Here is a 23,350-nt window from a genome sequence, read left to right as displayed (position 1 = left end):
TTCAATGCCAGAGTTTTGCTGGCATGATCACTCAAGATTCCGAGAGATCATTATACTTTGACCATCCATAAAAATCTCGGATCGTATCATCAACAAATTTCAGGTTATTCTCAATCTCCGGATCCGCAAACATGTCCTCTGGTGTCTTTGTGATATCGGATCCATCCGTGACCGTCCTAAAAAAATGGTTTCCATTCTCGCTCGCGCACCGGATGCAGATTGTTACCATGCCCTCCAGACACACTTTACGGTCAAGCTGCTTTCCAATCGTCCTGAGACGCGAAACGCCAAAATCATCCGTATCTTCATGGAGTATGATATATACGATTTTTTCCGGATCGCTTACTTCTGCCTTGATCCGCTTTACAAGGCCATACATTGCATCTGCGATATCGTCATACATTTCAAACGAAGCGTTCCCTTTTTTATTTCTGTGGTTTTCCATAAAAAGGTGGGTCATGATATACCCCGCATCATCAATCACAAACGTCTTCTCCGGGTTCTTGTTGATTGTTGCAATAATCTTGTTAATATCATCACTGCATCCGGTCTTCTTAAAGCGCTTACGAAAAGGTAGTTCCTTCTTCTCTGTATTCAGCAGTACAATCTCATCTTCATCAAAAAATTTCAGACTCCGGCTTTTTCCGCTCCCGGATTTTCCGTAAATCAATACTGGTAATCCCATCAGGTTCTTCTCCTTTCCTATTCATACGGAATCTCTTCCTCTAGCGCAGCCTGCATCTCCCTTTCTTCCTTTTTCGGAAGCCAATCATTATTAAAGAAATCAAGCTCTTCCAATGCCGGGAACAGAACATCCCTGACGCGCTCCCCCTGCTCCACGGTCGTGACCCAGTAAATGGTGGTGTCATTCTTCCAGTACAGGGTATTTGGCATATAGCTGGGCCTACTCGGCATGGATTCAACACTGTTGTCCAGTTCCTTTTGGCTTATTACATCTTTTGTAAGACACCTGGGCGCAATCACGTAACTCTTATTGCTATGTATCTGATACACCGTAAATTCATGGGGCCATGATATATAGTTGATTGGAAGCCCTGCTGCGTAATCCTTGGCCGCCTTCCAGGCTTCATAGATATCCGGGTAATTCACGCATGTATCCTGCGCCACCTGTTTCCCCTGTATATAGTACCTGTAGCACTCTCCGGGTTCCGGAATATCTCCAATCAGTTCAGTAAGTGCCGCCTTAAACTTATTGGAAGCGTATTCCGTATCCGTGCTCAATCCCCACGTACTCCCATATACCAGATAGTTTCCCGCGATGTTTCCCACATAAAGCCCTGCACTCTTAAGCGCCGACTTCATCATTTTCTTTAGTTCCGCTGTTTTCAAAAACATCCTTCTACTCTCCTTTCATATTACGTTTGACGCTCTCGTCCATCCCGTTCCGTACCAGCGCCAATACCATATCCATTTCTTCAAAAGACAGATGCCAGGCCCCTGTGACCATAACCTTCACAATCCGGGCCGCCACATCCATCAGTACCTGCATCCGGAACGGTGTAATCTCTCCCCTATCCATTACCTTATCCTCAGGCTCTCACCGCGCGGCTCCAGGTGGGCCCAGTCAACCTGCTTCTCTGCCAGCAGGCTCCGGATGGCCTCATTGTTCGGGACCGGGTCCTGCGGGATAAGGAAGCGTCCCGGGATGTCATCAATGACCCCATCTATAACTAATGGCTGCAGGCCTCCATTCTTCTGGATGTTAAAACTGAACAAGGCCGTCTTAAACTTGGTCTTACCAATCTCCCGCATGTTAGCCTCCAAGTTATCCTTCAGCCACTTCTGGCGGTCCTCCAGCCCTTTACGCCGCATATAGAGCCGTGATTCCTCCTCCTTCAGTGCCTCGATGTCGGCCTTCATGCCTGTAATGATTTTGGCATAACCGTCTGCCTTTTCTTCGATTTCTCCCCACAGGCCTTCCATGGTATCCCTCAACGTCTGCTCGTCCACCTCTGGGTCATAGGCCATATCCTGCAAAATCTGATACTGTTCTGTAAGTTCATATAATCTCATACTTGTAATCTCCTTTTAAATCCCTTATACTAAGGGTGTGCTAAACTATTTGTCCATGGGCCTCTTGCGGTTGCCGCCGCTGGGGTCCATCTCTTTATAATCTTTCAAAACATTAACCCATGCATCAGCAGGTAAAGCGGGGTCATTGATTGCGCGTCCTATACCGTTAATAATGCAGGCGGAAGCATATTCCTCTCCATATTCCTCACACCATTCATGTAGCAGGTCTACAATGGCCTCTAAGTCATCCTTCTTTTTCATTGTCCTAACACCCTCCTACTCTTTGACATAGACAGACTTGGTATCGTTGTCATATACCAGCCGCAGCGTGTTGCCGATATCGTCCTCTATCATGGCCTCGTTGCCATCCATGCCCAGCTTGATATAATGCATGTCCAGTCCGATGGAACGGCACCAATCCCTGACCGCCAGCTCCGCAATGCTCTTTATGCTTCCAAACAATTCTCCTCACCTCCCTTCTATGCAAATATCAGCTCATACTTTGGTCTTTCACTCTCATACTCGACCATCGCGTAAAAATAACCACAGTTGTGATACAATTTAGGAATCCTGTCCTCATTATCAACATAGCCAAAGCCGCTTGAACATCCTACTTCTGATTTATATTTCTCCCACAGAGCATCCTGCAAAAGCCCGGCCACCCCATAGTCCTTTGTAAGGTATATCTTATAAGTTTTCTGCATCGTCATATCCTCCTCTCACAGACTAACGCCCATGGCCAGCGCCATGACCACGATAGCTGCCATCCACATCCCCAACAGCCAGATGACCGCCGGCACAATCCACTTAGCTGCCATCATGATTGGGCCGTCCCGGCGTCTCCTGCGCTGTCGGAAGGTCACCATACGCCTGTGCCCCATGATATTGGTCATCACCGCGGTGGCCGGTCCCACAAAATCCACACGGCAGCCGGGATACTGGACCGCTGCTTTGGCGCGGATGGCTAACTCAGTTACTTTTGTCATTGCGCTCTTCCTCCTTCCTCTATTTCGGCTACCGGATACGTCATAATAAATCGTTCCAGGTCACTCCCTCGTATCTTCCGCTGGCCCAGGAGCAAAGACGGGAGCTTCTTTGTACTGATAAGCTCATACACCTTGGTTGGATTAACCCTGAGAACGCCTGCCGCCTCCTTGACTGTGTAGATTGGCTTGTAAGGTTCCACCATCGCTTTTATCCTCCTTCCTCTCATAGTCCCTGCACGGATACCACCGTGTCCGTTCCGGGCACTGGCTATGCCGGCAGGTCTTGCATGTGGTTTTGATATGTACCGCCTCCATTCCTACGCTACCCCGTATTTGATGGCCATTTCTTTTACGATGGCGGTATAACCCTCAATCAGTTTCTTATCCTCCGCTATGATATCCACCTGTGATAACTTGTCCCTCTTGGATTTACACACGCCCTCGTCCGCCATTCGTCTGCGTTTATTGGTAAGGCGCTGTTTCAGGCTTACGCCCATCCGCTTTTCCAAGAGCTCGTAACTTTCTGCCCGTACCTGCTGAAAAGCTGTCCCGCCACCCAACTCCTGGGCTATCTTATTGATTAAATTCCGTGTATCATCCCGCCACGATGTGGTGTCCAGTGATACTACGTCCCGGATGCTTTCTATCCGGTCAGCATTTTTCTGGCTGGCTTCCTTAACTTCTGCCAGTTCTGCCGCCTGTCGCTTCTGTTCCATTTCCATGTTGATAAGAAGGCGGAGCTCTGGAGACATCTCTTGCAATCGAAGAACCATTTCCTTGGCCTTGTCCTCTACCTTAGTGAAATAATCCCTGGCCTGTTCGCCCCGTTCATTCTTCTGTGTCATGGAGAGCTTTTTTGCAAAACGAGCGGTAAGCTTATAATCTTGTGTGGGTCTTCCACCTTGGGGGTTTTCGACATCTGAGTCGAAAACCCAATAATCTGTATTTTCCTCAGCAAACTCATTACCCGTGATATTGCAGCGACACCATCTTGCGTATTGGCTTTTATCCAGCTCCAGAAACTCATACAGCTTCTTTGCTGTGGTCATCCCGTTCTTATCAATCCCCAGAACAATCTCGATTGGGGTTAACTTTGATGTATCAATGGTCGTGTTCAATAAATCATTCATTTTATGTATTCTCCTCGAAAAGTTCAATATTTTGAACTTTTGGTTTAAAAAAAAATGATGGAATATCTTTATCAGATAGATTGAGCAAGGTCATTGCTTTGCAAATGTCTGGCTGTTTCCATGCCCTAACGCCATTCATTTTTAGTGAAAGCGTTCTTTCTGACCAACCCATTGCAGCCGCAAAACAAGCTTGCGTTCCAAAAAGCTCTATAATTTTTCCCCGCAATTTACTATAATCAAATGCCATGTGTATCACCTCCTCTCAAGTTAAATATTTCGAACTACCCATATGATAACATCTCTTTTTTTCATTGTCAATACAGAAGTTCGATTTATTTAACTTTTTAGTTTTTTTTGTTGAACTATTGTTTAATTTATGTTATAGTAGAAAACAGAAAGGCGGTACTATTTATGAAAGAAGAAAACACTGCTATTCGATTAAAAAAACTAATGGACACAAGAGGTCTTCGTCAAGTCGATATACTGAACTTAGCGATTCCGTACTGTGAAAAGTATGATGTTAAAATGAATAAATCGGATATTAGTCAATACTGCTCTGGAAAAACAGAGCCCAATCAGAATAAATTATTTGTCTTAGGTGCTGCACTTAATGTAAATGAAGCATGGCTCATGGGCTATGATGTTCCCATGGAACGGCGCTCTTTAAACTTTCCTACTACGCCTGATGATTGCCCCTTCAATTCTGCCTTAGCTAAATTGCGGAATAATGATTACAATCTAACCAAAGAAGAACGCGAGACTATCAAAGAAGAATTGCCTAAATTGATGGAAAGAGCCGCCAACGCTTTCGACGGTCTTCATCGTAACGTATCTGATTTATATGATAACGAACGAGCAAGACAGTTGTTTAAAAGCTTCAGGGCATTAAATAGTGTGGGACAAGATAAGGCGTTCGAGCAGATAGCCTTACTAACTAAAATACCGGAGTATCAAAATACAGACGCCGAAAGCATCTGCAACGTTGGCATTATAGAATTTCAGCCTCACCGCAACAGCGACCTGTTTGTCATTCCTTACTACCGCGGCGGTGTGTCTGCCGGAACTGGAATTTTCATATTAGGAAACGAAGCCGAAGATGATATAGAAATTCCTAACATTCCAGATTACCAAGGCGCAGACTACGCCCTGGATGTAAGCGGTCACAGTATGGAGCCTGATTATATGGACGGGGATATTGCATTGGTGAGCCAGACCATGGAAATGGAAGTAGGGGACATCGGCATATTCGTTATAAACGGAAGTGCCTTTATCAAGGAACTTGGTTCCAAAGAACTTATATCACGTAACCATGAATACCCAAATATACCGATTCACAGTGATGACAATGTCGTTTGCATGGGAAAAGTGATTGGAAAATTAAAAGATTAAAAGAAAAGCTCTTAATAAGAACGTTATTAATTTGAGAGCTTATAGTCTAATATATAAAAGAAAAGAGGAAGAGTATATGAAGAAAACTTTTTTTGCAATTGCACTGGCTACCATTACATTGATGGCCTGTGGCGGAAAGACAGATGCTACATCGGACTTATCAGGTACATGGACATCCGAAAAATCAGGTGATAGTTACCAGGAGGCCATAATCACTGATAATTACATTGAAATTAATTGGATGTCAAAGGACAGTAAGTCATTATACTGGGCCGGTTCTTATGTTGCCCCAGAATCCGCAGTGAGTGAATATTCATGGACATCGGAAAACGATAAAGATAAGACTGGCTCCGCTCTACTCGCATCCGGCGATGATACGAAAGAATTTACTTACAAAGATGGCGTAATCAGTTATGATGTTTCCGCTATGGGAACAACCACCACCATGAAATTAACTAAAGCGGAATAAATAAGCAATAAACCCTGGAGCAGTGAACTCCCAGAGTTTTTTGTATAGGAGAATTATTTTATATTGGCATAGCCAAAACTAAGGAGGGTTTGCTATGAGAAAAACCAAATTAATTATTGCCACACTTGCAATATCCATGCTATTGAGCAGCACTGCCTTGGCCGGAACCTGGACGCACACCCATGAAACCGAATGGGGCATCAATACTTATGATGATCTGTGGTTTTACGTCAAAGACAGTGGGGAGTATGCAGAAAACGAATGGATTCAGGATGAAGACGGTACATGGTATTGGATTGATGATGGTGGTACACTGCCCTCATGGGCTGGTGTGGCAACCGATGGCAGCCTTTACGATTCAACCGGAAAATATATAGACATGACCATTGACGGCAGAAAATATGCAACTGAAGAACTATATAACCAGCTCCAAGAAGGTATGACTTATGACCAAGTTATCTCCATACTTGGCAAAGAGCATGAAATTACTAATGCCGAACGCCGCCAGATTGGAAGTCAAACCTACGACTATTTGCAGGTCAGATGGTACTCTCAAGATGCAGAATCAAAAATTAGAATAACCTTTAAAAACGGTCTCCTTCACGCACGGCATGGGGATTGGCAATATTAATAACATAAATAGCAAAAAGCCCCAGGAGCTACCAACTCCCAGAGCTTTTCACATAGATTTCTCTTACCAGAACGAATCCCGGAAGATATTCTTTTACCCAAAAAAATTATATCATTCCTGGAGCGTCCTGGCAAGGGGCGTATTAATTTTACCCAATTTTAAGGAGGAATGGTATATGGGACAACTAAGAACAAGAAAACGCGGCTCCACCTGGGAATGGTCCTTTGAAGGGGCTAAAATCAACGGAAAACGCAACCCTATCAGCCATGGTGGATACCGCACCAAGGCCGAGGCCATCACTGCCGGCACCCAAGCTAAGGCGGAATATGACTCTGCTGGCCGCAGGTTTACCCCTTCGGACATCAGTGTGTCGGACTATCTTGACTACTGGCATGAGAATTATGTCAAGGTCAACCTCACATACAATACTCAAATAGACTATGAAAAGAAAATCCGTATTCATTTGAAACCGGCATTCGGAAAATACCGGCTGTCATCATTGGAAACCGATGTAATCCAGAAATGGGTGGATGGAATGAAACGACAGGGTTATTCACGAAGCATGGTTAAAAATACCTTATCCTGTCTATCCGGTGCCCTGGGATACGCAGTATACCCCTGTAAATACATCAAGTACAACCCCTGTGATTATGCCAGAATACCGAAGATAGTTATGTCTGATGAGGCCAAGGCACACACAGAATATATCTGTGTCAAAGAGGACTTTGCGGCCATCATTGAGCGTTTTGGGCCGGACAGTAATTTTTACATACCGCTCATGACCGGATACCATTGTGGCACGCGCCTGGGAGAGGCTTACGGCATTGACTTGCTGCATGACGTAGATTTCGAGCGCCACATCATAACCATCCAGCACCAGCTTGCCAATGAGGGCGGAAAGTGGTATTACCGGCCGCCAAAATATGATTCTGTCCGGACTATAAAAATACTCCCGGAATATGAAAAAGTTCTGAAAACAGAAATCCATAACCGCAAAAAGAACATGCTCCGGTACGGCCAGTACTTTACAAAGACGTATCAAATGGACGATGGCTTAATCTTTCAGGCTCCTTCCAACGTCAAAATTGTTGGCAAGGAAATAATGCCAATAAGCGCCAAAGAAAACGGCGAGCTGTTGACGCCATACTCTTTCAAGTACTGTGCCAAGGTCATTCATGAAGAATTGGGAAATCCTCTGTTCCACAGTCATTGCCTACGTCATACTCACGGCACGTTGTTGGCGGAGAATGGCGCCCAGCCCAAGACCGTCATGGAGCGTCTGGGCCACAAGGACATCAAGACCACCATGGACCGTTATGTGTTTAACACGGAAAAAATGCAGAACGATGCCATTGTAATCCTGGCAGATGCTATATCATAGCAACCTTGCCTACCACTCAAAAAAGCGTAGGCAAGAGGTAGGCAGGGCAACCAATAAAGATGTCAGATAGTCCGTCAATCCTTGATTTTGCGTGATAGTTCCACGACGGTTTCGACATGCACCGTCCCCGGAAACATATCACAACACTTCCCTCTCTCCACCACATACCCCCCATCCGCCAAGTACCTCAAATCCCTGGCCAGCGTAGCAGAGTCACAGCTGACATAAACCACCCGTTCCGGCCTCATTTTGAGTATAGTATCCAGACAAACCGCATCACACCCTTTTCTAGGCGGGTCTACCACAATCACATCCGCATGGACATGATTCTTTTCAAACTGCTCCGGCAGTACTTCCTCGGCCTTTCCCACAAAAAACTCTGCATTATGAATGCCGTTTATTTCTGCATTCCTCCTGGCATCCTCTATGGCCTGGGGCACAATCTCCACACCATACACTTTTTTAGCCTTCTGAGCCAGGAATAATGAAATAGTGCCGATTCCGCAATACAAATCCCAAACAATCTCATTTCCCGTAAGCCCGGCATACTCCAGCGCTGTCCCATAAAGCCGTTCTGTCTGTACAGGATTTACCTGGTAGAATGAAAGCGGCGATATCTGATATTTCACATTTCCAATGTAATCTGTAATATATCCAGGTCCATAAAGGTTCACAATCTCCTTCCCCATTATTACATTCGTTTTTTCCTGATTCACGCTATAGGAAATACTGGTCATGCCTTTAACCCCATCCCCACCGGTCAGCATCTCCACCAGCCGCTCTTTACCGGGAAGCTTGTTTCCATTTATCACCAGACAAACCATAATTTCGCCTGTCTTAAATCCCTTCCGAATCAGAACATGCCTCACCAATCCCTTATGTGAGAGCTCATCATAGGGCTCTATCTTCATTTCCTTCATAAACCGCTTTACAATATCCAGAATCTCCCTATTCTCCTCAACTCCCAACAGGCAATCCTCTGCTTCAACAATGGCATGTGTCCGCCCTGCATAGAATCCGGCAATTACATTTCCGTCCTTATCTTTTCCAAAAGGGAACTGGGCCTTGTTCCTGTATCTCCAGGGCTCCTCCATCCCCATAATAGGAAGCATATGAATCTCATCCTCATCAAATTTGCCTATACGAATCAGATTATTCATCACCTTCCGCTCTTTAAATTTCAGCTGTTCTTCATAACTCATGGCCTGAAGCTGACAGCCTCCGCATTGCCTTGCTACCGGGCATGATGGAATGACACGGGAGGCTGACGGTTCCATAACTTCCATGAGCCTGGCAAATCCATAAGATTTCTTCATCTTCATGGCCTTTGCCCGCACCACGTCGCCAATCACAGCATCCTTGACAAACCAGATATAGCCATCCACTTTTCCCACACCTGCTCCGTCCTCATTCATATCCTCTATTGTAACAATAAATTCCTGATTCTTTTCCATACCATTTCACCTGTCCTGTATTCAAACTGTTATTATGCTCTATTATTGCTCTCGATTTTTTCAACCCATTATTTTATCTCATCGTCCCGCTATCCCATCCCACCATCCCGCTATCTCATCCCATCGTCCCGCTATCCCATCCCCGCCCCCATTATCACAAAAGGCCGAAAACACACTGGTCAAGGACACATCCTGCAATCCCGTACCCAAACTAAATGTTTTCAGCCTTATATATTCGGTCCTGTTATTTCTCTATATTATCCAACCTTAACGCCTATTCCGTTGTCTTTCTGATATTAGACTCCAGCAGCCTGTTGTATCCCAGCCATCCTTTATTCTCCCCGCCGGACTGCAGCGCCTCTATCATGGTCTCCATCTTGGCATCCGTATTATCGGCAAAGTTGAGGGCCAATGCCTCCAAAAGCGCCGGCTTCTTGGGGGAGCCGTACTCTAATTCCCCGTGATGGGCCAGAATACAGTGTTTAAGCTCTGTAGCCAGCTTCTCCGGGAATCCCGGTATAGAGCGGATGCTTTCACCCACCATCTCAGTACCAATGATAATATGGCCCAGAAGCTGTCCATCGTCGGTATAATCATTCTCCGGGAAGCGTGAAAGTTCCCTGGTCTTACCAACATCGTGGAAGATAGCTGCTGTCAGCAGCAAATCACGGTTAATCATCGGATAATATCCGGCATAGTAATCACACAGCTTTGTCACACTGAGCGTGTGTTCCAGCAGGCCGCCAACGAATCCGTGATGCACGGTTTTAGCCGCGGAATGGAACTGGAACGCCTTTGCAAATGCCGCGTTCTCCACAAAATAGCCGCTCAGCAGCTTCTGAAGATAGGGATTCTTCACACTTCTTATGTATCCCAGCAGCTCCTCGTACATTTTCTTTATATCCTTCTTTGACACCGGCAGGTAATCTGCCTCCACATACTCTCCCTCCTGCGCCCTGCGTATCCGGCGTACATTCAGCTGAAAGGAGCTCTGGAACAGGGTCACATCCGCCTCCACATGAACGTAATCCATGGTCTCAAATTCCCCGACTCCGGGAGAACCCAAATCCCATATTTTGGCGTCAATGGTACCTGTCTTGTCCTGCATTACCAGATTGCCGTATTCCTTTCCATTCTTCGTGAGGGCAATCTGCTTGTTCTTACACAGGTACACATCTGCAATGTGCATACCTTCCCTGAAGGTGTCGATATATCTCATGTTCAATTTTCCTCTTCTTTCTATTTTATAAACCTATTTTATAAATCCACTTTTAAAACCCACTTGAAAAACCCACTTTTAAAACCCAATGATTACCCTGTCTATACGCCTGGCAATTCATACCGCCTCATACCGCCATCAGTTCCATTCATTCCACTCCCTGACAGCAACGCAGCCAGGCGGTTAACACTGCCTGGCCCCTTTGCCTGACTTCTTACATTACCTGGCGCAAACTGCCACCTGTCCACTGCCGCCGCCGGGTATCAAACTCTCCGGCTGTCATCTCTGCCCGGCTCCAATTCCTTTCAAAAGCCCAGCCGCTACCTGGCGCCAACCGTCACCGAAAACTCAATTTCCGTATATTCATCCTTGCCGTTTCTCAGGACCGCCACCTTAATCTTATCTCCTGCGTGCAGGCTTTCCACCTGGTTCTGGAAATCCTTCAGGCTTCCCACCTTCTCGCCGTTCATCCATGTGATGATATCCCCTGGCTGTATGCCTGCGTTGTATGCAGGGCCGTCTGTCACTGCCGATATCACATAAATGCCGGAAGGCATTCCGCTGTCCGCCATGGCCTGGCTCACTTCCTGGCCCTTGATGCCGAAATACGGGGCCGGGATACCGTTGCTCATCATTTCCAGTATACCTTTATAGTCAGATATGGCCACCACTGTGGTCATCCTGCACACTCCATCCTCGTCGTATTTGTCCGTGACCCACCCGATGAGCTCACCCGAAGTATTCAGGAGAAATGTTCCCGCCTCCGCGTCTCCGCTGGCGCTGGTATAGAACACCCTGGAGCTGCCGTCCACCGTATGGACATTGCGCACCACATAGGATATATTTCCATAATCGCTGGAATGGACAATACCCGCCGGCGCGCCGATAGCCACCACCATGTCGCCCTGCTTTACCCCGTAAGAGTTGCCCAGTTTGATGGCCTCCACCTTCTTAAACTGCTCGCTGTCCATCTGGCCCGCGTCCACGCTTACCACAGACAGTCCCATAATGGTATCGCTCTGCTTCACGATTCCGGCCATCATGGTTCCGTCCGGAAACGCTACCTCAATGGAATCAGCTGCCTCCACAGCCTTGTCCGGCGTGAGAATCAGTATCTCAGTGCGGGTCCTGGCTATGACCACTCCGGAGAACTGTCCTGATGTCTCGATGGGATTGTCAAACCAGTCCTTCTCATGCTGAATGGAATGGACCACCACCAGACTGTCATCCGCGTCACTGGCAATGGTGCGAAGATTGCTGTACAGTTTATTCAAATCATCAATGGAATAACGGTACTTCTCCATCTCAGAGCGTACCATCTCATCCACTGCCTCGGTCATGGCCGGTTCTGTGGGCTCAGTCTCTGCCGCCGCAGGAGCCGTGGTTTCCGGCTCATCCTTTGGTATGGTAATCTGGCTGCTCTCCTCAGGAGTCTCCTGACCTAAAATCCTTTCAGCCACAGGTCTGCTCACAACAAAACAAATGGCCGACAACACGCCAAACAGAACGGCACAAAAAATGGTCAACAGGATTTTCCGGGCAATCTGCCGTCTGGTCATTGGCTGCCGGACAATCTTCTCATTAATAAAGCGATGGGACTTGTCCGGAGTCTGGTCCTGCCGGTCTAAATCTCTATGCTGGTCAGCACGTTTATCCGCCATAGTACTCCTCCTTGCGAAGACTCTTACCCTCTATTATACGTTTCTTCCCAGTATTATGCAAGATTTTATATATGAAAAGATAGTAAAAAAGATAGTAAATATCGTTTTTTATGGTATAATTTAAATGTCGGCTTTTGGGAAAAAGTCCTTTTAAATCCAGCATTTTTACGGAAATCACAGGTGAAATCAATGAATCAGAAAGCGTTAAAAACTTTAGAATATGATAAAATCATAAACCAGCTCACAGAATATGCGGCTTCTCCTCTCGGAAAGGCCCTCTGCCAGAACCTCTCTCCTTCCTCTGATTTGGAAGAAGTGCGCACCTGGCAGGCACAGACTACGGATGCAGTGACACGGATCCGTCTCAAAGGTTCCGTGTCATTTTCAGGTATCAGGGATATCGGAGATTCCCTGAAACGCCTGGATATCGGCAGTTCCTTAAGCATACCCGAACTGCTCTCCATAAGCTCCCTCCTGACCGTGGCAGCCAGAGCCAAGGCCTACGGACGCCATGACGGGGAAGATGACCCAAGGGGAACCGGCGAACCCCAGGATGACTTCGACTCCCTGGAACCCCTGTTTGCGGGACTGGAGCCGCTGACCCCTCTGAACAATGAAATCAAACGCTGCATCCTCTCTGAGGACGAGGTTGCGGATGATGCCAGTCCGGGATTATCCCATGTGCGCCGTTCCATGAAGGTGACAGCTGACCGCATCCACACCCAGTTAAACTCCATCCTCAACTCCAACCGCTCCTATCTTCAGGACGCAGTTATCACCATGAGGGACGGACGTTACTGCCTTCCGGTAAAGTCAGAATACAAAAACCAGGTATCCGGAATGGTCCACGACCAGTCAGCCACTGGTTCCACCCTTTTCATTGAGCCCATGGCCATTATCCGGCTGAACAATGAGATGCGGGAACTGGAGATACAGGAGCAAAAGGAAATCGAAGCGGTTTTAGCCTCCCTGAGCAATCAGGCAGCGCCCTGTACAGAGGAGCTTCGCATGGACATGGAGCTTTTGGCGCAGCTGGACTTTATTTTTGCCAAGGCAGGCCTGGCCCGCCATTACAAGTGCAGCGCCCCTGTGTTCAATGACAAAGGCTATATCCATATCAAGGACGGACGCCATCCCCTTTTGAATCCCCAGGCCGTTGTACCTATCAACGTATGGCTGGGCAGGGAGTTTGACCTGCTAATCGTCACCGGCCCAAATACAGGCGGCAAGACTGTTTCCTTAAAAACAGTGGGTCTGTTTACCCTTATGGGGCAGTCCGGGCTTCACATCCCTGCGTGGGAGGGATCAGAGCTGGCTGTATTTGACCAGGTATTCGCGGACATCGGGGATGAACAGAGCATTGAACAGAGCTTAAGTACCTTTTCCGCCCATATGACTAATATTGTGCGCATTTTAAATGAAGCCGATTCCCGGTCCCTCTGTCTTTTTGACGAGCTGGGCGCGGGTACGGATCCTACAGAGGGAGCGGCCCTGGCCATTGCCATCCTCTCCTTCCTGCACAACATGAAGTGCCGCACCATGGCCACCACCCATTACAGCGAACTGAAGGTATTTGCCCTCAGCACGCCCGGAGTGGAAAATGCATGCTGCGAATTCAATGTGGAAACCCTGCAGCCCACGTACCGGTTACTCATCGGTATTCCCGGCAAGAGCAATGCCTTTGCCATTTCCCAGAAGCTGGGGCTGCCCGGATATATCATTGACGACGCAAAATCCCATCTGGAGGCCAAGGATGAGTCCTTTGAGGATCTGTTAACCAGTCTGGAATCCAGCAGGCTGACCATTGAGAAGGAACAGGCTGAAATCAACGCCTATAAGGATGAAATTGCCTCCTTAAAAAACCGTTTGACCCAGAAGGAAGAGCGCCTGGACGAGCGCAAGGACAAGATTCTTAAAAATGCCACCGAGGAAGCCCAGCGCATCCTGCGGGAGGCCAAAGAAACCGCGGACCAGACCATCAAGCAGATTAACAAGCTGGCTGCCAGCTCAGGCGTGGGCAAGGAACTGGAAGCAGAACGCGCCAGGCTCAGGGACCAGTTAAAGAAAACAGATGAAAAGCTGACCGTGAAACCAAAGGGACCCAGCCAGCCCATCTCGCCCAAGAAACTGAAAATAGGGGACGGTGTCAAAGTGCTGTCCATGAACCTGAAAGGCACCGTAAGCACCCTGCCCAATGCCAGAGGCGATTTATATGTCCAGATGGGCATTCTCCGTTCCCTGGTGAATATCCGGGATTTAGAGCTTCTTAATGAAAAGGACATAAGCGCCACACTGGGAGACGGAAGTTCCATAAGCTATGGTGGAAAGGCCGCTAGAGGCAAGGGAAGCGGCAGCAGCCAGATTAAGATGTCCAAATCCTCCACTGTGTCCGCTGAGGTCAACCTCATAGGCATGACTGTGGACGAGGCAGTGCCTGCCATGGAAAAATATCTGGACGACGCCTATCTGGCCCATCTCCAGACAGTGCGCGTGGTCCATGGCCGTGGAACCGGAGCCCTTAAGAACGCGGTGCACAAGCGCCTGCGCCAGCTCAAATATGTAAAGGAATTCCGCCTGGGCCAGTTTGGAGAAGGCGATTCAGGCGTAACCGTTGTGACATTTAAGTAGAAATCAGCAGCAAGGAGGAACTATAGCATGGCAGAGAAGCAGAGGATTCTGATTGTGGATGATGATGCAAATATTGCAGAATTAATCTCCCTCTACCTGATGAAAGAGTGTTATGAGACAATGATTGTGGGGGACGGCGAGGAAGCCCTTAAGGTATTTCCGGAATTCAAGCCCAACCTGGTACTGCTGGACCTGATGCTCCCCGGTATAGACGGTTATCAGGTCTGCAGGGAGCTGCGCGCTTCCTCCCAGGTACCGGTCATCATGCTGTCCGCAAAGGGAGAGATTTTCGACAAGGTACTGGGGCTGGAGCTGGGGGCAGATGATTATATGATTAAACCCTTTGACTCCAAGGAACTGGTGGCCCGCGTCAAGGCAGTGCTGCGCCGTTACCAGGCAGCACCGGCCCCGGCTCCATCGTCCACTGAACAGCAGGGCGAGTACGTGGAGTACCCGGACCTGATTGTGAACCTTACCAATTATTCCGTAATCTATATGGGCCACTCCGTGGAAATGCCGCCAAAGGAGCTGGAGCTTCTGTATTTTCTGGCGGCTTCCCCCAACCAGGTATTTACCAGGGAACAGCTTCTGGACCATATCTGGGGTTATGAATACATCGGGGATACCCGCACCGTGGATGTACATATCAAACGTCTGCGGGAAAAGATAAAGGATCACAACAGCTGGGCCATCACCACGGTCTGGGGAATCGGCTATAAATTCGAGGTGAAACGATGACCCGTTCTCTTTATTCCAAATTTATACTGGGATATCTGATTTTCGGTCTGCTGGGTTTTATCGCCATTGCCACATTTTCATCAAAAATGACCCGTGACTATCTGGTCCAGAGCAAGGCGGACGCGCTGTATGACGAGGCAAATATCATCGCCTCGTCATGCAGCACCATGTATCAGGGGAAACGGCTGGATTCCGAGGAGGTTTCCACCCAAATACGGGCGCTGTCCCACTATCTGAGAGCTGAGATATGGGTGGTCAACCGACAGGGCACCGTGGTTATGGACAGCCTGGGCGGTTCCAGGGTCCAGTCCTCCATAAACGGCTTTGACCCGGCATCCATCGGAAACCGGTCCTATACCATAGGGGATTACTATGGGATGTTCAGCGGGAACGTACTCAGCGTGTCGGCACCCATCACAGGGAATTACAACACCTACGGTTATGTGCTGATTCACCTTCCCATCAGCGAAATCAACCAGTCCCAGAACGGCATCCTGAGCATCCTTTACATCACATCCGCTGTCCTGTTCGGCCTGTCCCTTATTATTCTTCTGGTATTTACCCAGACCGTGTACCTGCCCCTTCGCAAGATTACAGTGGGTGCCAATGAATATGCGGCCGGAAATCTGGATTACCGGATTGATGTCAAGACCCACGACGAGATGGGTTACCTCTCCGACACCCTGAATTACATGTCCGATGAGCTGAATAAGATGGAGGAATACCAGAAGAATTTCATTGCCAATGTATCCCATGACTTCCGCTCTCCCCTGACTTCCATCAAGGGATATCTGGAAGCCATTCTGGACGGCACCATACCGGCTGAAATGTATGAAAAGTACCTGTCCAGAGTCATATCCGAGACAGAACGCCTTCACAAGCTGACAGAGAGCATGCTTACCCTTAACTCCCTGGATGCCAGGGGCTACCTCTCCAGGACCAATTTTGATATCAACCGTGTCATAAAGGATACGGCAGCCTCCTTTGAAGGCACCTGCGAGTCCAAAAATGTAAGCTTTGATCTTACCTTCTCAGACGACATTCAGATGGTCTTTGCCGACCTTGGAAAAATACAGCAGGTCATGTACAACCTTATTGACAATGCCATCAAGTTCAGCCATCACGATTCCACCATCTACATCCAGGCATCGGGGCGGTATGAAAAAATATTTGTGTCGGTCAAGGATACAGGTATCGGCATACCCAAGGACAGTTTAAAGAAAATCTGGGAACGTTTTTACAAGACGGACCTGTCCCGCGGCAAGGATAAGAAGGGCACCGGACTGGGCCTGTCCATTGTAAAGGAAATCATACAGGCACACGGCGAGAACATTGACGTGGTCAGCACGGAAGGCGTGGGAACAGAGTTTATTTTTTCACTGCCCCGTTCCACTAACCTTTAGGAAATGTCTGTAACACCGGATTTCAGGAGCTTATGGGAATGTTTCCCAGTATACAAATGTTTTATAATATCGTAAGATATTTACCAGGAAATTGTGATATAGTTATATTATGGTGAAATGTATAATTCATTCCAAAATGATTTAAAAAGAAAGGACAGGCAGACATGATTACATGGAAAAAAGTGGGCACCGCATTGTTAGTTGCTTCCCTTATTTCTTCCGTCCTGGCTCCTGCAGCCATGGCGGCAAGCAAGAAAAAGGTAGGCAAGATTTACCTCACCATTGACTCCGACATACGCACCGGACGTGATGGAGGAGATGTGGAGGTCACTGCTACCGGAGACAATACCGGTCTTTATTATGTAGACTCCTGGGAGGTCACCAATGATGATGGAGACACCTGGAGCAGTTCCAAACCGCCTCAGGTAGACATCATCCTGGGGGTGGAGGATGAGGAGGAATACTATTTTTCCAATACATCATCCAGCAACTTCAAGCTGACCTTAGGCTCCTCCAGCAAATACCGCTTTGATAAGATTAAATTCGTAAACGCTAAACGTCAGGACAGCAACGCCACTCTTATCCTTACGGTCCAGCTCGTATTTGACAAGGATGCGGATACCAGCGCAGCTGCTGCCCCCTCCAACCTTCAGTGGGATTCCGCCCACAATGGTAACGTTTCCTGGAACGAGGTTTCAAGCGCCAAATATTATCAGACCCAGCTGATTAAAAATGGAGCTGCCATAGGCGAAATCAAGGACATCTATAATACCTCCTATGATTTCAGGGAGCAGATTACGGCACCCGGCACCTATCAGTTCAAGGTCCGCTCCGTAAAGTCCAGCAACAGCGCCAAGAGCAGCTGGAACACATCCGGCTCATGGACAGTAAGCGAAGCAGATATCGCTGCCTTGGGCAATACTGTCTCGGACAATTCCCAGCCAGCGGCAGGCACCTGGCAGACAGCAGCGGACGGCCGCTGGTGGTACAGCAATGCAGACGGCTCCTATCCGGTTTCCAGCTGGCAGCAGATTAACGGCCAGTGGTACTATTTTGACGCAGAGGGATATATGGCCACAGGATGGATTGAACTGGACGGTAAGAGCTATTACCTGGATCCTTCCACCGGAGCCATGTATGCCAATACACGTACACCTGATAACTTCTGGGTTGATGCGTCCGGCGTATGGATTCCCGGAATGTAGCTGGATTCCCGGAATGTACCTGACCGGGTATTTACAGGCAAAAGATACGTACCACTTGGAAAAAGTTCATTTATCAGACAAATTATACAAACAAGGAGCAGGCACATTGAAACAAAGGTGCCTGCTCCTTATTAATTTGCTAAATGTGTGTATACCTTGATAAGCCCTTGCAGCTTTAGCCATACAGTACCGGCCCTACAATACCGGCCTTACAATACCAGCCCTACAGTACCAGCCTCGCGGCCCCGTATATGCCTGCGTCATTTCCCAGGGTGGCAAGTCCCAGCTTACCCTTGTACTCGGATATGGGGGTAAAATAATCATAATGCTTCTGGATAACATCGATCAGAAACTGTCCTGCCTTGGATACGCCTCCGCCTATAACGAAAATTTCCGGGTCAACAATCATGACCGCCATGGATAAGGCCAGTCCCAGGTAGCGTCCCACCACATCCATCACTTCGTTGGCCAGCTCATCCCCTGCCTTGGCTGCGTCCAGCACATCCTTGGCCGTGACATCCGCGCCATATTCCCGCAGGGCAGATGGCTTATCGCTGGCTTCCATCTTCCTTCTGGCCTCCCTGGCTATGCCTGTGGCCGAACAAATCTGCTCCACACAGCCCACTCCTCCGCAGTTGCAGTGCTCCCATTCCTCATCTCTTACGTGAATGTGGCCAATTTCACCGCCCAGACCGTGACGGCCGGCAATGATTTTCTCATCAATGATGACACCGCCACCCACACCGGTTCCCAGGGTAATCATGACCAAATCCTTATATCCCTTGCCTCCGCCCTGCCACATCTCTCCCAGGGCAGCCACGTTGGCGTCATTTCCGCTCTTTACAGTGACTCCGTCCAGCAGGCGGCTGAGTTCTTCCTGGGGATTCATCCGGCGCCATCCCAGGTTAACACATACCTCCACAAATCCATCCGGCATCACCGGTCCGGGGACTCCCAGCCCGATACCTACAAGGTCCGTCTTGAGACTCAGCCCTCTTTCCTCCATCCTGGCACGGATGGACCGGGCCACATCAGGAAGGATATGCGTTCCGCCTTCCTCCTTACGGGTCTTTACTTCCCACTTGTCCAAAAGCTCTCCCGTAATCTCAAAAAGTCCGATTTTTACCGAAGTTCCTCCGACATCTACTCCGATACATTTCATCCCCATGGTATCTATACTTCCTTTCACTTTTATTCCTGCATCACTGCAGCTTTATTTCCGTCATTTTCTGAGGTCCCATGACAAGAAGCGTTCCCGGGAACCTTCCTGCTGATACCTTGCTGACCGTAAAATCAAATGTTCCGTTATATTTCTCCGTACCTGTCATGTTGTAAACCTTGCAGGAACTGTCATTATACAAAAGAACCAAATCACCGTCAATATCAAATCCGGTATACTGGTAGTTAAAGGTCTTTTCAAAAACAGGGCTTCCTTCCCTGTCATAAATTCTCAGTTTGTAAGGATCGCCGCCTTCCACATTATCTGTAACAATGCCAACCTTATCCTGAGCATATGTAATGCTCCTTATATTCTCCTCTATGGGAATCTGGCTCACCAGCTCCGGCGATGTCTCCACTCTGGTTGAAAAGAACTGTATTCCCTTATCCGTAAATATGACGGAATGGCTTTCATCCAGAAACCTGACCCTGCCCGCCATGGCATCTCCCAGGTCCTTGGGAAAGAATATACCCACTACGCGGTTGGGATCATTTTTACCCAGTCCAAAATTATAAAATACAATCTTGCATTTTATCACACCCTGATCCAGATACATATAGGATGTGATAAGCTGCGTGCCATTTGGAGAAAGACTTAAGTCCACCGGATACCCGTCCCCTGACAGCAGAGACTTTACCATGATGTCCAGAGGGCTTCCATCTCTTTTATATAAATAGATATAGCTGGCCTTGGAATCCTCCTGAAGGGCAGCCACCACGCCCTTGGCGGACACTGTAACCCTCAATATGGGCAGCAGCGTGGTGGCCTGGCCCTGGGTCCCGTTCTTATCGCATATGTAGATGCTGTTGCCCTGCTGGTCCCCAATGGCCACAAAATCGCCGTTGACCGATACCACGGGGGTTCTCATCTCATAGCTCTGCACCCATACCACCTTGCCCTTGGCGTCCAGATAGGTAGCTCCATCCTTGGTATATTTGAGGACTCCGTCCCCGAAATCCCTGTACCCGCAGAAGCTCCCTTCACCCTGGGCCGCGGCTTCCTGGGCCTCAGCCACCAGGTCCCGCTCCCATACTGTCTGGTAATCCGTAAAGGTATGATAACGTTCATAGCGGAACAGCACCAGGGCTGCTATGGCTGCCAGGCCAACAAGCACAGCCAGAATAATCAGGCGCTTCCTGACTACACGCTGGTGCGCCTTGTGAACGATTTCCCGGCTGTCCTCCTCTTCCTGGAAGGGACTGCCGGAAGGTACGATTTGACGCTTCAGCTGCTTTTTTTTATTTTCACGGCTCATAGAATTGGTACTGCCCATCCTGCGTTCTCCCAAAATTCGTCTTTTGCGTATATGCAATAGTATACAACAATTTTGGATAAAACGCATTATCTTTTTCCGCCAGAAGTTTCCAGGCATATACTTATGGAATCAAAAGCTTTTGACCTGCAAATATGCTGTTTTCATCTGTCAGGGAATTAACCCTGCAGATTTCATCTATATGCTGCAGATTATGATACAGCTTAAAGCAGATTCCGTACAATGTCTCCCCATCCGCCACGGTATACACCTTGTAGCTGGCAGAAGACACAGTCTGGTCATCAGCTTCCCCTCTTCCTCCGGTTGGCGGCAGAGTGGAATCATCGGCCGGAGCTTTTGTCTGCTCCGCCGACTGACTATTGCCAGACTCCGTCTGGTCATTTTTCTTCTGGACTGAATCAGTCTGGGACGCACCCTTGCCGGATGTCTGGCCATTTTCCTGGCCCGTCCCGCCCTTCTGGCTGCTGCTCTGACCTGATGCTGCTGACTGGCCGCTTCCCTGACCGGCCGCTGCTGTCTGACCGCTTCCCTGGCCCGATGCCGCCGTCTGGCCGCTTCCCTGGTCCGGTGCCGCTGTCTGACCGCTTCCCCGGTCCGATGCCGCCGTCTGGCCGCTTCCCTGGCCTGATGCCGCTGACTGGCCGCTTCCCTGATCCGCTGCCGCCGTCTGGCCGCTTCCCTGGCCTGTCCCGCCTGTCTGGCCGCTATTTGACGGTGCCAGTGTTTCCGGTGTCACCCTGGAGGGCTTCTCATCTCCATTCTCCGGTGACGGGGCCGTAGTGGGATATACCTTTCCCGATGCCTCCTCAATCACATAATCAGGCTCGTCCGCAGCGGACCAGCCCTTTCCGGAAGGATTTTCTGTTCCGCCCTTACCTGTAAACGCCATCAGGCCGTCCTTTATATTTCCTTCCGGCACCACGGACGCAATCACACTTTCCATCTGGTGCATTTTCTGATAATTATTGAACATGGCCACGCCGCCTGCCAGTACCGTCACAGCCAGGACGCTGCACAGACCCGACAAAACTCCCACCGTGCTCCGGTGGCGTCCTGCCTCCACCCTTCGCTCGTCCATTTTCTGCTTAAAGTTCTGGATGACCTTATCATCCACTCCTGTTTCTGCCCTTGGCACATCCTTGCGCAGTATCATGTAATCCTGCATCATCTGGTTGCGCTCATAATATATGCTGTATCCTCTCAACTTGTAAAATCCGTCAGAGGATGTTATGTAAACAGCTTCCTCGCCCTCCAGACCGCAGTTCAGATACATGAGCTGGTTCTTTCCCGTAAAATACTGACTGTGCTGCTTCCAATAAGTCAGAGGGCTTAAGGTACAGCCGGGTCCTGCGCAGAGAAACCATCCCTGGACCGTGCGTTTGGGAAACATCTGCTCCACATCCTGGTAGGCCTTTTTCCAGGCATCCTCGGTGAAGGCCACTTTTCCGCCTTCCTCGGTGACTGAATCCATTTCCAGGGCTCCATCCACAAAAACAAAGGGTATGTCCTCATGGGTCTCCCTGCTTCCCAAAAGCAGACCCACACGCAAATCAGCCCCCTTTGCCGGCTGGAGGCGTTTTAAATAAGTATTTACATAATCTTCCAGATATAATTTTAAAACCTGGTCCCTCTCACCTATCTGCCGGAAATTCTTCGGCAGCTTAGGGAAGGGTTCATATAATTCTCCCATAGAATCACCCCGCTGTTTTTAATCCAAACAAGCATAGCAGATTCCCGGCGCAGAATTTGTCATATTATGGCAGCATTTTCCCATAATCGTTCGACAAGAAAAATGCTTTCGCAAATACAGTCCGCCATTTTCATCACCATGGACAGGCGCACGCTCTGGAGCATGACCGGATCCCGGCTGCCCACTCCGCCTACGATTCCGGTTATGGCTATGTCGCCCACGGCCTGCAGTTCCTTGGACACTCCCAGTCCCGGCTGAAGCGCTCCCCGCCCCAGGGTCGCGTATCCCACATGGTCCAGGCTTCCCACCGAAGCATCAATGGCAACCACCACATAGTCAGGATAGTGAAGCCGTATATACCTGGCGTACAAATCCAGATTCATGGCATGGACCGGCTTGTCAAGTGTTCCGATGACCGCGGCTCCCTTAAGCCGCCGGCTGCGGAGCATATGTCCCACCAGAGGGCCCAGGCTGTCTCCGGTAGACCGGTCTGTGCCGATACACAGGAACATGATTCCGTCCTTTCCCTTGGCTGCCATCTCCTCTCTGATAAGCCGGTCCAGGTGCATGGCAAAGCCCTCTGTTTCAAAACCTTCTGATGTATTATAATAAGATATGTCTTCCCGTTTTTGTACGTTAAATGTTTTCCATAATTTCATAGCTAAGTTGTCCACCCAAACATGTTATAATCATCGCCCGGCTTAAGTGGGCTGTTTTTATAGTATAGGCTTGGGTATTTGAAATTATGCATGAAAAAAGGACACACGGATTGACAGTATCCGCATGTCCCTGTCTGCCTGTCTGCCATATCATGGCCGGGCCAGAACCTTTGGGGCAGTT

At 48.7% G+C, this 23,350-nt stretch carries 26 protein-coding genes; 8 read left to right on the top strand and 18 right to left on the bottom strand.

Features of this window, described 5'->3' with window-relative positions; all coding sequences use genetic code 11:
• Nucleotides 1-31: 31 nt before the first annotated feature.
• From LI015_RS20305 to LI015_RS20255, 11 genes are all read right to left on the bottom strand, one after another.
• Complete coding sequence (locus LI015_RS20305) at nucleotides 32-685, bottom strand: AAA family ATPase (protein ID WP_227126234.1); 654 nt, start codon at nucleotides 683-685, stop codon at nucleotides 32-34.
• A gap of 17 nt (nucleotides 686-702) precedes the next feature.
• Nucleotides 703-1,356: a hypothetical protein gene (locus LI015_RS20300; RefSeq protein WP_227126232.1), complete on the bottom strand. Its 654-nt coding sequence runs from the start codon at nucleotides 1,354-1,356 to the stop codon at nucleotides 703-705.
• Between the two features lie 4 nt (nucleotides 1,357-1,360).
• Nucleotides 1,361-1,540, bottom strand: a complete 180-nt coding sequence (locus LI015_RS20295) for a hypothetical protein (RefSeq protein ID WP_227126230.1) — start codon at nucleotides 1,538-1,540, stop codon at nucleotides 1,361-1,363.
• Nucleotides 1,540-2,034 (bottom strand): siphovirus Gp157 family protein, encoded by a 495-nt coding sequence (locus tag LI015_RS20290; RefSeq protein ID WP_227126229.1) that lies wholly within the window; start codon nucleotides 2,032-2,034, stop codon nucleotides 1,540-1,542. The genes LI015_RS20295 and LI015_RS20290 overlap by 1 nt, the downstream gene beginning before the upstream one ends.
• A gap of 45 nt (nucleotides 2,035-2,079) precedes the next feature.
• Entirely contained in the window at nucleotides 2,080-2,295 is a 216-nt protein-coding gene (locus tag LI015_RS20285) for a hypothetical protein (RefSeq protein WP_227126227.1), read from the bottom strand.
• A gap of 15 nt (nucleotides 2,296-2,310) precedes the next feature.
• Nucleotides 2,311-2,496 (bottom strand): hypothetical protein, encoded by a 186-nt coding sequence (locus LI015_RS20280; protein WP_054354978.1) that lies wholly within the window; start codon nucleotides 2,494-2,496, stop codon nucleotides 2,311-2,313.
• Nucleotides 2,497-2,513: 17 nt separating this feature from the next.
• A complete protein-coding gene (locus LI015_RS20275) occupies nucleotides 2,514-2,738 on the bottom strand; it encodes a hypothetical protein (RefSeq protein ID WP_227126225.1) in 225 nt (74 codons plus the stop codon).
• Between the two features lie 15 nt (nucleotides 2,739-2,753).
• Nucleotides 2,754-3,020 carry a hypothetical protein gene (locus tag LI015_RS20270; RefSeq protein ID WP_227126223.1) on the bottom strand — a complete coding sequence of 89 codons (267 nt, stop codon included), beginning with the start codon at nucleotides 3,018-3,020 and terminating at the stop codon, nucleotides 2,754-2,756.
• A complete protein-coding gene (locus LI015_RS20265; RefSeq protein WP_227126221.1) occupies nucleotides 3,017-3,223 on the bottom strand; it encodes a helix-turn-helix domain-containing protein in 207 nt (68 codons plus the stop codon). The genes LI015_RS20270 and LI015_RS20265 overlap by 4 nt, the downstream gene beginning before the upstream one ends.
• Nucleotides 3,224-3,337: 114 nt before the next feature.
• Nucleotides 3,338-4,150: an antA/AntB antirepressor family protein gene (locus LI015_RS20260; RefSeq protein ID WP_227126219.1), complete on the bottom strand. Its 813-nt coding sequence runs from the start codon at nucleotides 4,148-4,150 to the stop codon at nucleotides 3,338-3,340.
• A gap of 1 nt (nucleotide 4,151) precedes the next feature.
• A complete protein-coding gene (locus tag LI015_RS20255) occupies nucleotides 4,152-4,397 on the bottom strand; it encodes a DUF739 family protein (RefSeq protein ID WP_227126217.1) in 246 nt (81 codons plus the stop codon).
• A 164-nt stretch (nucleotides 4,398-4,561) separates the two neighbouring features.
• Here LI015_RS20255 and LI015_RS20250 point away from each other — a divergent pair, with 164 nt between their 5' ends.
• The 4 genes from LI015_RS20250 to LI015_RS20235 all read left to right on the top strand — a co-directional run bounded on the left by LI015_RS20250 (nucleotide 4,562) and on the right by LI015_RS20235 (nucleotide 8,020).
• Nucleotides 4,562-5,539, top strand: a complete 978-nt coding sequence (locus LI015_RS20250) for a S24 family peptidase (protein WP_227126215.1) — start codon at nucleotides 4,562-4,564, stop codon at nucleotides 5,537-5,539.
• A gap of 76 nt (nucleotides 5,540-5,615) precedes the next feature.
• Nucleotides 5,616-6,008 carry a hypothetical protein gene (locus LI015_RS20245; protein ID WP_173875302.1) on the top strand — a complete coding sequence of 131 codons (393 nt, stop codon included), beginning with the start codon at nucleotides 5,616-5,618 and terminating at the stop codon, nucleotides 6,006-6,008.
• Nucleotides 6,009-6,102: 94 nt separating this feature from the next.
• Nucleotides 6,103-6,639 carry an outer membrane protein assembly factor BamE gene (locus LI015_RS20240; RefSeq protein WP_171332316.1) on the top strand — a complete coding sequence of 179 codons (537 nt, stop codon included), beginning with the start codon at nucleotides 6,103-6,105 and terminating at the stop codon, nucleotides 6,637-6,639.
• A gap of 175 nt (nucleotides 6,640-6,814) precedes the next feature.
• Complete coding sequence (locus LI015_RS20235; protein WP_227126213.1) at nucleotides 6,815-8,020, top strand: tyrosine-type recombinase/integrase; 1,206 nt, start codon at nucleotides 6,815-6,817, stop codon at nucleotides 8,018-8,020.
• 74 nt (nucleotides 8,021-8,094) lie between these two features.
• Here the strand turns inward: LI015_RS20235 and rlmD are convergent, their stop codons facing one another.
• The 3 genes from rlmD to LI015_RS20220 all read right to left on the bottom strand — a co-directional run bounded on the left by rlmD (nucleotide 8,095) and on the right by LI015_RS20220 (nucleotide 12,354).
• Nucleotides 8,095-9,474, bottom strand: a complete 1,380-nt coding sequence (rlmD, locus tag LI015_RS20230; RefSeq protein WP_227126211.1) for a 23S rRNA (uracil(1939)-C(5))-methyltransferase RlmD — start codon at nucleotides 9,472-9,474, stop codon at nucleotides 8,095-8,097.
• Nucleotides 9,475-9,748: 274 nt separating this feature from the next.
• A complete protein-coding gene (locus tag LI015_RS20225) occupies nucleotides 9,749-10,693 on the bottom strand; it encodes a 3'-5' exoribonuclease YhaM family protein (protein ID WP_002566864.1) in 945 nt (314 codons plus the stop codon).
• Nucleotides 10,694-11,013: 320 nt separating this feature from the next.
• Nucleotides 11,014-12,354, bottom strand: coding sequence for a S1C family serine protease (locus LI015_RS20220; protein ID WP_002566865.1), 1,341 nt, complete (start codon nucleotides 12,352-12,354; stop codon nucleotides 11,014-11,016).
• Between the two features lie 189 nt (nucleotides 12,355-12,543).
• Between LI015_RS20220 and LI015_RS20215 the strand changes: the two genes are divergently transcribed.
• The 4 genes from LI015_RS20215 (at nucleotide 12,544) to LI015_RS20200 (ending at nucleotide 18,328) form a co-directional block, all read left to right on the top strand.
• Complete coding sequence (locus LI015_RS20215) at nucleotides 12,544-14,982, top strand: endonuclease MutS2 (RefSeq protein ID WP_002572881.1); 2,439 nt, start codon at nucleotides 12,544-12,546, stop codon at nucleotides 14,980-14,982.
• Between the two features lie 27 nt (nucleotides 14,983-15,009).
• Nucleotides 15,010-15,720, top strand: coding sequence for a response regulator transcription factor (locus tag LI015_RS20210; protein ID WP_002566867.1), 711 nt, complete (start codon nucleotides 15,010-15,012; stop codon nucleotides 15,718-15,720).
• Nucleotides 15,717-17,123: a HAMP domain-containing sensor histidine kinase gene (locus LI015_RS20205; RefSeq protein WP_002566868.1), complete on the top strand. Its 1,407-nt coding sequence runs from the start codon at nucleotides 15,717-15,719 to the stop codon at nucleotides 17,121-17,123. Before LI015_RS20210 ends, LI015_RS20205 begins: the two co-directional genes overlap by 4 nt.
• A 164-nt stretch (nucleotides 17,124-17,287) precedes the next feature.
• A complete protein-coding gene (locus LI015_RS20200; protein ID WP_002566869.1) occupies nucleotides 17,288-18,328 on the top strand; it encodes a hypothetical protein in 1,041 nt (346 codons plus the stop codon).
• A 223-nt stretch (nucleotides 18,329-18,551) separates the two neighbouring features.
• Here LI015_RS20200 and LI015_RS20195 read toward each other — a convergent pair whose 3' ends face one another.
• The 4 genes from LI015_RS20195 to yyaC form a co-directional block, all read right to left on the bottom strand.
• Complete coding sequence (locus tag LI015_RS20195) at nucleotides 18,552-19,496, bottom strand: ROK family glucokinase (protein WP_002566870.1); 945 nt, start codon at nucleotides 19,494-19,496, stop codon at nucleotides 18,552-18,554.
• Nucleotides 19,497-19,530: 34 nt separating this feature from the next.
• Nucleotides 19,531-20,820, bottom strand: coding sequence for a DUF5711 family protein (locus LI015_RS20190; protein ID WP_002572883.1), 1,290 nt, complete (start codon nucleotides 20,818-20,820; stop codon nucleotides 19,531-19,533).
• Nucleotides 20,821-20,923: 103 nt separating this feature from the next.
• Nucleotides 20,924-22,510 (bottom strand): LysM peptidoglycan-binding domain-containing protein, encoded by a 1,587-nt coding sequence (locus tag LI015_RS20185; RefSeq protein ID WP_227126209.1) that lies wholly within the window; start codon nucleotides 22,508-22,510, stop codon nucleotides 20,924-20,926.
• 59 nt (nucleotides 22,511-22,569) lie between these two features.
• Nucleotides 22,570-23,079 carry a spore protease YyaC gene (gene yyaC / locus LI015_RS20180; protein ID WP_002566873.1) on the bottom strand — a complete coding sequence of 170 codons (510 nt, stop codon included), beginning with the start codon at nucleotides 23,077-23,079 and terminating at the stop codon, nucleotides 22,570-22,572.
• Nucleotides 23,080-23,350: the final 271 nt, after the last annotated feature.

This window comes from Enterocloster sp. 210928-DFI.2.20 (assembly GCF_020554465.1).
GTDB classification, from domain to species: Bacteria; Bacillota; Clostridia; order Lachnospirales; family Lachnospiraceae; genus Enterocloster; species Enterocloster bolteae.
The sequence above is the reverse complement of the archived record's forward strand: the minus strand, read 5'-3'. Positions and strand labels throughout refer to the sequence as shown.